Source organism: Haloarcula laminariae (assembly GCF_025457605.1).
Classification (GTDB): Archaea; Halobacteriota; Halobacteria; order Halobacteriales; family Haloarculaceae; genus Haloarcula; species Haloarcula laminariae.
The window spans coordinates 1,030,567-1,042,556 of record NZ_JAMZFY010000002.1 but is presented as its reverse complement, the minus strand read 5'-3'; the positions used below and the strand labels follow the sequence as shown (position 1 = coordinate 1,042,556).

Annotated in this window: 10 protein-coding genes; 6 read left to right on the top strand and 4 right to left on the bottom strand. The window is 65.8% G+C overall.

Annotated elements, in window-relative coordinates:
- Nucleotides 1–2: 2 nt before the first annotated feature.
- From NJQ98_RS17030 to NJQ98_RS17010, 4 genes are all read right to left on the bottom strand, one after another.
- On the bottom strand, nucleotides 3–1,205 hold the full coding sequence (locus NJQ98_RS17030) for an ABC transporter substrate-binding protein (RefSeq protein ID WP_262180861.1): 1,203 nt from the start codon (nucleotides 1,203–1,205) through the stop codon (nucleotides 3–5).
- A gap of 333 nt (nucleotides 1,206–1,538) precedes the next feature.
- A complete protein-coding gene (locus NJQ98_RS17020; protein WP_262180859.1) occupies nucleotides 1,539–2,663 on the bottom strand; it encodes a FecCD family ABC transporter permease in 1,125 nt (374 codons plus the stop codon).
- Nucleotides 2,653–3,630 carry an FAD-dependent monooxygenase gene (locus NJQ98_RS17015; RefSeq protein WP_262180857.1) on the bottom strand — a complete coding sequence of 326 codons (978 nt, stop codon included), beginning with the start codon at nucleotides 3,628–3,630 and terminating at the stop codon, nucleotides 2,653–2,655. The genes NJQ98_RS17020 and NJQ98_RS17015 overlap by 11 nt, the downstream gene beginning before the upstream one ends.
- A gap of 2 nt (nucleotides 3,631–3,632) precedes the next feature.
- Nucleotides 3,633–4,796 carry an ABC transporter substrate-binding protein gene (locus NJQ98_RS17010; protein ID WP_262180856.1) on the bottom strand — a complete coding sequence of 388 codons (1,164 nt, stop codon included), beginning with the start codon at nucleotides 4,794–4,796 and terminating at the stop codon, nucleotides 3,633–3,635.
- 336 nt (nucleotides 4,797–5,132) lie between these two features.
- Between NJQ98_RS17010 and NJQ98_RS17005 the strand changes: the two genes are divergently transcribed.
- The 6 genes from NJQ98_RS17005 (at nucleotide 5,133) to NJQ98_RS16980 (ending at nucleotide 11,881) form a co-directional block, all read left to right on the top strand.
- Nucleotides 5,133–5,591: an NYN domain-containing protein gene (locus NJQ98_RS17005; RefSeq protein WP_262180854.1), complete on the top strand. Its 459-nt coding sequence runs from the start codon at nucleotides 5,133–5,135 to the stop codon at nucleotides 5,589–5,591.
- 206 nt (nucleotides 5,592–5,797) lie between these two features.
- The gene (locus tag NJQ98_RS17000) at nucleotides 5,798–6,643 is read left to right on the top strand and encodes a TatD family hydrolase (protein WP_262180852.1); all 846 of its coding nucleotides are present in this window, start codon (nucleotides 5,798–5,800) and stop codon (nucleotides 6,641–6,643) included.
- A gap of 349 nt (nucleotides 6,644–6,992) precedes the next feature.
- The gene (locus NJQ98_RS16995; protein ID WP_262180850.1) at nucleotides 6,993–8,105 is read left to right on the top strand and encodes a substrate-binding domain-containing protein; all 1,113 of its coding nucleotides are present in this window, start codon (nucleotides 6,993–6,995) and stop codon (nucleotides 8,103–8,105) included.
- A gap of 49 nt (nucleotides 8,106–8,154) precedes the next feature.
- The gene (locus tag NJQ98_RS16990) at nucleotides 8,155–9,708 is read left to right on the top strand and encodes an ABC transporter ATP-binding protein (RefSeq protein ID WP_262180849.1); all 1,554 of its coding nucleotides are present in this window, start codon (nucleotides 8,155–8,157) and stop codon (nucleotides 9,706–9,708) included.
- Between the two features lie 50 nt (nucleotides 9,709–9,758).
- Entirely contained in the window at nucleotides 9,759–10,835 is a 1,077-nt protein-coding gene (locus tag NJQ98_RS16985) for an ABC transporter permease (RefSeq protein ID WP_284438656.1), read from the top strand.
- The gene (locus NJQ98_RS16980) at nucleotides 10,832–11,881 is read left to right on the top strand and encodes an ABC transporter permease (protein WP_262180845.1); all 1,050 of its coding nucleotides are present in this window, start codon (nucleotides 10,832–10,834) and stop codon (nucleotides 11,879–11,881) included. Before NJQ98_RS16985 ends, NJQ98_RS16980 begins: the two co-directional genes overlap by 4 nt.
- Nucleotides 11,882–11,990 lie beyond the last annotated feature (109 nt).

The window sequence follows — 11,990 nt, the reverse complement described above, 5'->3', positions numbered from 1 at the left end:
TGTCAGATGTCTCCGTTGACGATGTCCGCGACTCGCTGTCGGTCGAACAGCTGCTCAGATTCCGGGGCGTCCAGTGGAGCGTCGAGGTCGACTTCGCCGAACTCCTCGGGGAAGAACAGTCGGGCGGTCAGTTCCGTCTGGAAGGCGTTGATGAGCGGGCCCTGTTCGGCCGTGGGACCCGGCAGTACGCGACCCTCCTGAACTGCGGTCAGTTCGCTGCCGACCTCGTCGTTCTCCATGGGTTCGACGTACTCAGCGCGGAACTGCTCGGCGTCGAAGGCGCCGTCGCCGCCGGAGGTGACCGACCCGGTCGTGATGCCCCAGTGGACGAGGATGATATCGGGGTCGACCTCCAGCATGGTCTCGTAGTCGGTGAGGCCGTACTGCCCGGTTTCGACGCCTGCGAAGGCGTCGTCGTCGACCAGTCCGAGGTCGCGGTAGGGTTTCATCTCGTAGCCGTTGTCCTCCAGGTAGAGAACGTAGAACTCGCCCTGGCCCGGGCTGGAACCGCCGTTGATGAGTCCGATAGAGGGGGTGTCATCACCGTCGGGGAGCCGGGACTGGACCGTCGACTGCAGCTCCTCGTGGAGGTCGAGCCACGCGTCGGTTCGGGCTCGCTCGTCGAGCACCGTGCCCACTTTATCGAACGCTTCCAGCATCGAGGGAGCGTTCTCGGGGTAGCCCAGTTCCTGTTGCCACTGTCCGCGAACACGGCGGTTGTGACAGCCGAAGAAGGACCCGACCTTCGTGGCGATATCCTCGGTGTCGGACTCGTCCCAGTTGTCGTCCCAGTTCGTCAGGAGGTTCGGGTCGATGAGGAAGGCGTCGGCGTCGCGTTCGTAGAACGTCTCCTTCGACCAGCCGCCGTCCTGCCACAGTGGGGGGTAGTCGTAATCGTAGTCGATGTCGAACCGGTCGTAGAACAGCGTCGGTGCGCTCAGCCGGTCGGTGCGGAGCTTCGATGCCTGCCCGAGTGAGGCGACCATGTCCGCCCAGCCCTTGTTGTAGGTGGTCACGCTCTCGGGTACGCCGTCGAACTCGACCTCGCCGACGGGGAACATCTCGACCGTGTAGCTCCCGCTCCCGGTCGGCGTCCCCGGACCGGACTGCCCGGCGAGGTCCGAACACCCGGTGAGTCCCACCCCGGCGGCCACAGCGCCGCCGTATTGTAGCATCTCTCTCCGTGTTGGTTTCCGCTCACTCATGCTTTTAGGCTAGCCTAAAAGGTATATAACGGCACCGGTTTTTAGGCTAGCCTAAATTTTGACACTGTCCGCGGCGAGAGTGTGGGCGTCGCCGGCCCGGGCCCGCCACAGCGTCGCATAGAAGCCGCCCGCTTCGAGCAAGGGGTAGCCGCCGGCATCTCCGCGATAAACCCGTGAGCGCTGGCGGCACGAGCGGCCTCGCGTACCGCCTCGACGCTCGCGTCGAAGCGGCCGTAGCGGATGTTCTCGGCCACTGTTCCGTCGAAGAGGAAGGTGCCCTGGCTCACGTAGCCCGCGGCGTTTCGGAGGTCCGAGGGCCGATGTGTCCCTATATCAGATTTCCCCCAGTGAGTCCTGTCGACGCATCAGGTAGAGGAAGTACGGCCCCCCGACGAGCCCGGTGACGATACCGACCGGAATCTGGGTGTCCGTCCCCGCGAGCACGCTCATCCCGAGCCGAGCGCCGACGTCGGCCCCGACCATCAGCGCCGGTCCCGCGAAGAGACACCCGATGATGAGCTTCTTGTAGTCGCTCCCGACGATGTTGCGGACCATGTGCGGGACGATGAGGCCGACGAAGCCGACGATGCCGGCGACGGCGATGCTCGCGGCGGCGGCCAGCACGGCGACCCCCGAGAGAGCAAAGCGGACCTTCTCGACGGACATCCCGAGCGACTTCGCGGTCCGTTCGCCCAGCAACAGGACGTTCAGCTGTCGGGAGCCGACAAGCGCCAGCCCCATCGCGACGACCGTCCATGGCAGGGCCATCCGGACCTGCTCCCAGTCGGTGCCGGTCAGCGAACCGGTGGTCCACGCGACGGCGCTCTGGACGACGCCGATGTCGTCGGCGAAGAAGAACAGGGCCGTCTGGAAGGAACTGAAGATGGTGCCGACGATGACGCCGGCCAGCACGAGCCGGACCGGCGAGGTGCCGTTCTTCCAGGCGATGCCGTAGACGATGAGGAAGGCGAAGGCGCCGCCGACTGCGGCGGCCAGCGGCAGGAGCGCCGTCAGCCCGGTGAAGACGACCAGCGTGAGCAGAATCATCAGCCCCGCGCCCGAGGAGACGCCGAGGATGAACGGGCTGGCGAGTTCGTTGCGGGTGACCGCCTGGAAGATGGCCCCGGAGACGGAGAGGTTCATCCCCACGAGGACGGCGACGAACACCCGCGGCAGCCGGATGTTCCAGACGATGAGACTCGCCGTGCTCATCTCCGGAACCGCCATCCCCCAGAGGAACGCGTCCCACGCCCGGAGACTGAAGATAACGTCCGGGTCGAACACGGCCGCCCAGGCCTCCGCGATTGTCATCGAGTAGGCACCGTAGCTCACCTGGACGAGGGCGCCGACGACGACGACCGCCAGGCTCCCGAGACAGAGCGTCGCGAGCGAGCCGTCGAACCAGCCCAACCAGCGCTCCCGGCGGGTCGTGCGAGCGCTCGGCGTCTCACTCGCCATCGGCGTTCACCCCCAGCGGACCGGCCTCGCCGTCGAGGTGCGCCGCTATCACGTCGTCGTCCATCGCATCGAGCAGTTCGCGCCCGTCACAGCCGGCGACGACGGCCTCGGGGTCGAGGTGACCGGCCAGGCGCTCCTGACCGGCCTCGGCTCGCGAGGCCCGCTCGTCGGGCCCGATGTACGACGAGAGCCTGTCGTCGAGAACCGCCGCCCGGACGCGCTGGTAGCGGTCCGAGTCGACGTCGACTGGGGCGTCCTCGCCGTAGTACTCGTCGAACCACTCGCCCCACGTCTCGCGGTCGTCCCACTCGTCGTCGAGTTCGGCCTCGCGTCGGACCCAGTCGACGCCCTCGGCGACCGCCGGCCACCAGCCGGCGTCGACCCGCGCGTCCGTGATGACTTTGCGGGCCACGCGTGCACCTCGCCCGGCCGCGACGATAGCCTGCTGTGACCCCTCGGACGGCGACGCCACGTAGAGGTCTGGAACCGGCGTCGTCCCGTCGTGGTTCGGATACCCTCGGTCGAACGACTCGGTGGTCTCGCCGTCGTGCTCGGTCGTCTCGAACATCGCGTCGTCGTCGTCCAGCCCACGCATGTACGACCCGTCGTAACGCGTGGCTGCGACGACGCGCCGGGCAGTGACTGGCTCCCCATCCTGCAGGTCCACGACGAATCCATCGCCCGTGTCTGGCCGCCGCAGGGACTCGACCATATCCGGGACGATGGTACAGCCCGCCGTCTCGACCTGGTCGTGCAACAGGTCGTACAGCGTCCCGACATCGATGCCCGCGGGGAAGCCGGGGTAGTTCTCCAGGTGGGCACAGCGCTTGAGCGAGGAGCGGCCGCGGTCGAAGACGACCGTTTCCAGCCCCTCCCGAGCGCAGAACACGCCGGCCGACGCGCCCGCCGGACCGCCGCCGACGACGGCGACCTCGTAGTCGTACTCCGGGGAAGTCGTCTGAGACATGCTCAGAGGTTCCCGTTTATCGCGTCGGCTACGCGTTGGCGGTCGAACAGCTGTTCGTCCTCGGGTATCTCCGGGTACGGCCCGGACTCGTAATGCGGCCACTCGCCGAACAGGTCGGGGTAGAGCTGTTTGGCGGTCATCTCGAGCTGGAAGAGGTTGAGTATCGGCCCCTGGTACCGCGCGCCCTGCGGGTAGATGCGCTCTTCCTGTACGGCGGTAATCTCCGAGGCGACCGGGTCCTCCCGGAACAGCTCGCGCCGTTCGGTGAGGTCCGTCTCCGGTTCGAAGCCGCCGAGGAACAGAATCACGTCGGGGTCGGCGTCGACCAGCGCCTCGGAATCGATGACGCTCCCGGACTCGACCGACCCCTCGAAGGCGTCACGCGCCCCGAGCGGTCGCGTGTGGGACGTGAGAAAGCCCGGGTTCGACAGCGCGTAGGCGTATATCTCGTCCATCTGGTGGGAGGCAATCATCACCGCCGACGGGCGGTCTGACTCGTCGGGTATGTCCGACTCGATAGTCGACAGCAGGTCGTCGTGGACCGCCGCGAGTTCCTCGTACCGCTCCCGTTCCCGGAACGCCTCGGCGACCAGCTCGAACTGCTCCCAGAGCGTGTAGTACTCGTAACCCTCGGCGTAGTCCGGGGCAGGCTCCTGGTGGGTGTCCGAGAGCGAGTTGCCGAACCACGGCGACACCCGGTCGGCTATCTCGTCGATGTCGGACCGGCTCCAGGCGTCCTGTTTGGTCACCCACGCCGGGTCGGCCAGGTGGATGTCGCTCTCCAGGCCGTACAGCTTCTCCTTTTTCGGTTGCCACGAGGAGTACAGCCCCGTCCAGTCGAGCGACACGCCCGGAAGCCGCTCGACGAACTGGTTCCACAGCCCATCGTAGTAGTCGGGCGCGTGCATCGCGGTGAGCCCGTCGCCCCGGCCGAGCGCAAAGGCCATGTCGGCGTGATGTGTGAGCCGCGTGAAGACGGTCTCGGGCGGGTCGTCGAACGACACCTCGCCCATCGGCGACATCGAGACCGTGTACGCCCCGTCCGGCGTCTCGGAGTCGCCGGTCCCGGCGATTTCCGAACAGCCCGCTGCGGCGAGACTAGCCGCCAGCGTCCCGCCGTATTTCAGCGCCGCTCGCCGGGTCGGTTCGGCGCCGCCATCTGTCATCGGTCACCCTCCGCCCGCGTCGAGACACTGCAGCCGGCAATGTTGCTTCGCATATCGTTTAGGGTTACCTAAAACACTAAAGCGGTTTCGAATCTTAGGCCGGCCTAAATTGTTGGACGAGCACAGTGTTCTCCTCGCGGCTGGCCGCCGGCCGAGGGAGTTCATTCGAGAACGAGGCAGAATCGGGTTCACTCGGCACATCCGAGTCGATACGGCGGTAGGCGAGTCGGGCGTCCGGCTGCGCGGTTCTATATAGCGTCTGTTGATTTATCGCCGCACATCCAATCCCTGGGCCGAAACACCAGAGCTAAATCCAATCGCCGGCGAGAAGCCGACATGAGCCTTCTCAGTCGGTTTCGCGACGACAGCGACAGAACGCGCGTCGGCCTGTACGTCGACGGACCGAACGTGTTGCGCAGCGAGTTCGACGTCGACCTGGACGAGGTCCGGACCATCGGCGAGTCCTACGGCCCCCTGGCCGCGACGCGGCTCTACCTCGACGAGAACGCCTCGCCGGGGCTCATCCAGGCTGGTGAGGCCCGCGGCTTCGAAGTGATAACGACAAGCGGCGACGTGGACGTGCGCCTGGCCGTCGACGCGACCGAGGCCGTCGCCAGCGACCGTATCGACGTACTCGTCGTCGCCTCCCGGGACACGGACTTCAAGCCCGCACTGGAAGTCGCCGCCCGCAACGGCGTCCGCACCGTGGCGCTGGCGCCCGGTGAACACGGGAAATCGGCCGCGCTCCAGAACGCGGCCCAGGAAGGGCTCTCGTTGTCGGCCGACGTGGAGTAGGCGAGGAACCGAGCGCAGCGAGGTTCCTCGAAGCGAAGCGGTGAGCAAAGCGAACCACAGAGCAGTGCCGGCGGTCGAGCGCAGCGAGGTTCCTCGAAGGGGTGGAAGCGAGTATGAGCGGGGAACGACGCGTTGCGGACCGTTCTGGAGGACGGGCCAATCCGGAGAGCAGTGGCGTTTTTGCCCCGCGACCCCCGAGTTCGGGTATGGACATCGAGTCGACGCCGGTACTGGACAACCATCTCCATCTCGACCCGGTGAACGGGCGCAACACCGAGGCCGTCGACGACTTCGCCGACCACGGCGGGACGCACCTGCTCGTGCTCAACAAGCCCTCGTGGCACCTCGTGGAGACGGCCACCGACGAGGCCACCTTCCGGGAGGCGTTCGACCTGACGGTCGAGGCCGCCGCGGACGCGACCGAAATCCTCCCCGGGCGCGCGTGGCCGGTTCTCGGGGTGCACCCGGGACTGGTCTCGCGGCTGGTCGAGGACGGCTACACTCCCGAAGGAGCCCGTGATATCATGCAACGAGGGCTCGATGTGGCCAGCGAATACGTCACGGACGGCCCCGCTCTCGCTATCAAGTCCGGCCGGCCACACTACGAGGTCACCGACACCGTCTGGGACGCCTCGAACGCGGTGATGTGTCACGCCTTCGAGCTGGCCGCCGCCGGCGACTTCGCGGTCCAGCTCCACACCGAGGGCGGTGAGGACTTCGAGCAGGTCGCCCAGTGGGCCGAAGACCGGGGGATGAACCGCCGGCAGGTCGTCAAGCACTACTCCGGCGGTCGGTTGCAGGGGCCGACGAAGTCGGTACTCGCTGACAAGGACGAACTGGAGGTAGCCATCGAGGAGGACGAGCCGTTCCTGATGGAGACGGACTACATCGACGACCCGGAGCGGCCCGGTGCGGTGCTCGGACCGAAGACAGTCCCCCGTCGTGTCCGATGGCTGCTGGAGAACGGAGAGGACGAAGCCGTACGGACCGCCCACGTCGAGACCCCGAAAGCGGTGTACGGTATCGACACCGAAGCGACGCTGTCCCAGTAATCCGGCTCGGGCCCGTTGTTGTCCCCATTACGACGCCACCGTCAGTGAGTGCGCCGGTCGCATAAATCGTATACTGCCATAGAGAACCGGCGGCGGCTAACCCTCCACAGGTGCGAAGCGTGGGTGTATAGAGCGAGTGCGTTCGGTCGTGCGTGAGAGGGTTTATTTTCTGAGAGATAGACGGTAAGTATGACTATATATCACCAACTAGCTGCGTTCAGCACACAGAAACGGTGTAAACAGCCGTTTGACTGCGTTCCGTATTTAAGAAAGGAATACGGTATACTCTCAATATCCATATATACTAACGATTAATTATTTAACGTAGAACATCATCTGCGGGAGTGTGATGTCCGGAACAGACAATAATGGAGATTCGAGCGGTACTGACGGGACGGCCACGGTCAATCGTCGGTCCGTACTCACGGCGGGAGCCGCTATCGTCGCCGGAACGACGCTCGCCGGTTGCATGGGCGGGGACGGTGACTCGGAGTCGGCGACGAACATCGCTATCGTCTCCAGTCCCGCCGGATTCGACGACAACGCGTTCAACGACCTGGCGGTCGAGGGGCTCCAGTCCGCACAGGAGGAGTACGACATCGAGATAAACCAGGTCGAGGAGACCGAGCAGTCGAACTACCAGTCCACCCAGTCGACTCTCGCCGAGAGCGGCGACTACGACCTCATCGTCCTGGTCTCGTACAACCACACCGAGGCCCTCACGCAGAACGCGGCGGACTACCCGGACCAGAACTGGATGCTCATCAACGACTACGTCGACGAGCCAAACGTGACCGGATACACGTGGGCCAACCACGAGATGTCCTACCTCGCCGGCGTCCTGGGCGGGACGATGACGACGGAGGAACTCTCCCACGAGGGGAACTCAACCGAGCCCGGTAACGCACACATCGGCTTCGTCGGCGGCGAAGACGGGGCACTCATCAACGCGTTCGAGGAGTCCTACAAGGCCGGTGCGGAGTGGGTCAACTCCGATATCACCGTCGACGTGGGGTACATCGGCAATTACAGCGACACGGACACCGCTTCCAACATCGCCTCCTCCCAGTACGACAACGGCGCGGACATAATCTACCACGCCGCGGCGTCGGCCGGACAGGGCGTCTTCGGGGCCGCCCAGGAGAACAACCGCTTCGCCATCGGCGTCGACGCGGACCAGTCCGTGACCCTCGAGGAGTTCCAGGACGTCATCATCGGCTCCGCGGTCAAGTACATCAACGAGGGGACCCGGGAGGTCGCTGCGGCGGTCGCCGAGGACAACTTCGAGAGCGTCGCGGGCGCGAACACGCTCGGCCTCGACGAGGAGGGCGTCGACGTCGTAATCGGGCAGGCGTTCGAAGGGGACATGCCCGATGTCGTCTCGCAGAACATCCAGGAGGCCAAGGACGGCATCACGAGCGGCGATATCGAGGTCCCGTGTTCCGCCTCCGGCTGTAACTGAGGCGCCCGAACCATCTATTTGTTATTTATGAACGCTCCCACGGAGGACGATGACTGCTGAGGACACGCCTGCCGTCCGCATGGCGGGAATCACGAAACGGTTCGGCGACGTCGTAGCGAACGACGACGTCGATTTCACGCTGGAGAAGGGGACGATTCACGCCCTCCTCGGCGAGAACGGGTCCGGAAAGACGACGCTGATGAGCGTCCTCTACGGGCTCTACGAGGAAAACGCCGGGACGATTCACGTCGACGGCGAGCCCCGGACGTTCGGCTCGCCCAGGGACGCGATGGACGCGGGCGTCGGCATGATTCACCAGCACTTCCAGCTCGTGGAGACGATGACCGTGCTCCAGAACATCATCCTGGGTCACGAACCCAGCAGCAACGGTCTCGTCGATACGTCGACCGCCCGTGCCGACATCGAAGATATCTGCTCGCGCTACGACTTCGGAGTCGACCAGTTTCTGGACACGAAGGTAGAGGAACTCGACCTCGGTGCCCGCCAGCGCGTCGAGATAGTGAAGAGCCTCTATCGCGGCGCGGACATCCTCATCCTCGACGAACCGACGGCTGTCCTCACCCCACAGGAAATCGAGGAGCTGCTCGACGTGATGGCGGAGCTGGCCGAGGCCGGCCACTCGCTGATATTCATCACGCACAAGCTGGGGGAGGCGCTCGGCGCGGCCGACGAGATAACTGTCCTGCGGGACGGTGCGGCCATCGGCACGGTCCGGACCGGCGAGACCTCCGAGTCGGAGCTTGCGCGGATGATGGTCGGCCGGGAGGTGCAGTTCGACCGTCCGCCGCGGGACCCGCCGAAGGGCGACCCCGTCCTCGACGCCGAACAGCTCCGCGTACGGGGCAGCCGGGGGCTCGAACAGGTGCGCGGCGTCGACGTCACCGTCCGCGAAGGGGAGATTCTGGGAATCGCCGGCGTCCAGGGGAACGGCCAGACCGAGCTCGTCGAGGCACTGACCGGGCTCCGCGACGTCGAATCGGGGTCGGTCCGGTTCGGCGGCGAGGACATCACCGACACGAACCGCCGACAGCGTATCGACGCCGGCATCGCCTATATCCCGGAAGACCGGACGACGGAGGGGCTCGTTCAGGACTACACCCTCGTTCGCAACGCCTTGCTGGGGAACCAAACCGTCGAGCCGTTCGTCGACAACGGGATGATAGACTGGGCGGCCGTGCGGACACACGCCGAGGAGATAATCCGTGAGTACGACGTGCAGCCGCCGAACGAAGACGCCGAGGCGAAGTCACTCTCCGGCGGGAACCAGCAGAAGTTCATCGTCGGCCGGGAGATAGAACACGACCCCGACGTGATGATAGCGTCCCACCCGACGCGTGGGGTCGACATCGGGTCCATCGAGTTCATCCACGACCGGCTGCTGGAACTGCGCGAGGCGGGGATGGGAATCGTCGTCGTCTCCTCGAAGCTCGACGAGATACAGAAGCTCTCGGACCGCATCGCGGTGATGTACGAGGGCGAGTTCATGGCGACGGTCGACCCGGAGGGGACGACCGAAGAAGAGCTCGGGATGTTGATGGCCGGCCACGACGCCGAAAGCGCCGACGGGGGTGTGCGGTCGTGAGCCCCGCGTCGGAACGGCTCTCCGATGCACTCGATAGGGCGGCCGGACACATGCTGCGCGCCTCGGTTATCGAACGGCTGGCGATAGCGACGGCCTCGACGGCGCTGGCCCTGCTCATCGGCGTCACCATCGTCGCAGCGGCCGGGTACGACCCGGCGCAGTTCATCACCAGCATGATAGAGGGGGCGATAGGCGGGCAGTCGGCTATCGCCCGGACGCTGCGGTTCTCGACGCTGTTCATCCTGACCGGCGTCGCGGTCGCGGTCGCGTTCAGGGCCGGCGTGTTCAACATCGGCGTCCAGGGGCAGTTCGTCGTCGGCGGCTTCGCGACCATCATGTCGATAATCTGGACGGCGCCGCTGTTGCCCGAAGGGGCCGTCGGCGGTGTCGGCCTGCTCCTGGTCGGCTTCGTTTCGGGGGCGTGTGCGGGCGGCGCTTACGGCGCGTTGCCCGGCGCGCTGAAGGCCTACGCCAACGCGAACGTCATCATCACCACCATCATGTTGAACTTCATCGCGACCGGCGTCGTCGGGTGGCTGGTCCAGAACCCGTTCCGCGGGGAAGGGAACACGGCGCCGAACACGGAGCGAATCCCGGAGTACGTCTCCCTGCCCCGCATCGTGTTCGACAGCCCCGGGTTCTCGATTATCGGGTTAGGCATCGCGCTCGCGGCCGTCGCGGTCATCTTCGTCGTGATGGAACGCAGCCGGTTCGGCTACGACATGGTGACGAGCGGCCACCAGGAGTCGGCGGCGACGTACTCGGGCGTCGGCGCCAAGCGGACGGTCGTCCTGACGATGACGCTGTCGGGGATGGTGGCGGGCGTCGCCGGCGCGGTCTTTGCCATCATGATTCAGGGCTACTACACCGACCCGAGCGGCATCGGCACGTACGGGTTCGACGCGATAGCCGTGAGCCTGCTCGCCGCGAACAATCCGCTGGGCATCGTTCCGGCCGGATTGCTGTTCGGCGGCCTCGACTCCGCCGGCTCCCACATCGGCATCTACACCGACGTTCCCGTCCAGCTCATCGACGGCGTCATCGGGCTCGTCATCCTGTTCGTCTCCGTGCCGGAGCTATTCCGCATGGCCGCACAGCGGACCGGACTGGGCGGTGAGAACCGATGAGCGTCGCCGACTACGCTGCCGGCAAGCGGCTGCGAATCGCCGGTATCGTCGCTGTCGTCGCCGCCCTGGCTGTGGCGACGGTAGCGATGGACCTACAGATTCGGAAAATCGTCACGACGGGGTTCGTGGAGCGCTCGCTCCAGGCCGCCACCCCCATCGCGCTGACGGCTATCGGCGGGCTCTACGCCGAGAAGAGCGGCGTGTTCAACATCGGCGTCGAGGGGTTCATGATATTCGGGGCGGCCACCGCTGCGACGATGATGTGGATTATCAGCGGGGGCTCGCCCGGCCAGGGCGACGTCTGGCTCGCGATCCTCGCGTCGGTCTTGGTCAGCCTGGTGCTCGCCGTCGCCTTCGCCGTCCTGTTGATCAGGTACGAAGCGGACCAGATAGTGGCGGGGCTGGCGCTGTGGTTCATCGGTCTCGGGTTCGGGCCATTCATGGCGGTGCTCGTCTGGGACAGCCGGAACAGCCCGAGCCTCGAAAGTATCAACGACCTGACTGTCCCGGTGCTCTCGGAGATTCCGGTAGTGGGACCGATACTCTTCGATACGTCCCCCCTGGTGATGGTCACCGCCGTCCTGGCCGTCGCCGCCTGGAAGTTCCTCAACGACACGCGGTACGGGTACTGGATTCAGGCGGCCGGCGAGAACCCGGAGGCGCTCGACACGGCCGGAATCAGCGTCACGCGCGTTCGGTACGCCGCCGTCATCTTCTCCGGCGTCATGGCCGGCCTGGGCGGCGCGGTGTTGCTCGCCCAGGCGGGGTCGTTCACCGGGACCGGCGAGACGATGGTCAGCGGCCGCGGCTGGATCGGCATCGTCGCCTACCTGTTCGGGAACTACAACCCGCTCGGGGCGGCCCTCGCGGCGCTCGTCTTCGGCGGCCTGGACATGCTACAGATTCAGCTCCAGACGGCCGGCATCGACGTGCCAAACAGGCTCGTCAACCTGTTCCCGTACGCCGCCGTTGTCGTCGTCCTCACTGTCTGGGGCTCCACGCGGACGCCCGCGGCCGTCGGTGAGCCATACGAGAGCGAGGAGTGACCGCCGCCGGGAGTATCCGACCGCAGTATTCCGTTTTCGCCGGTCAGCGGGATAGCTGAGTCAATGACGGAGAGAAGACGCGGACCGCGCTACGACAGCACCGCCGGCG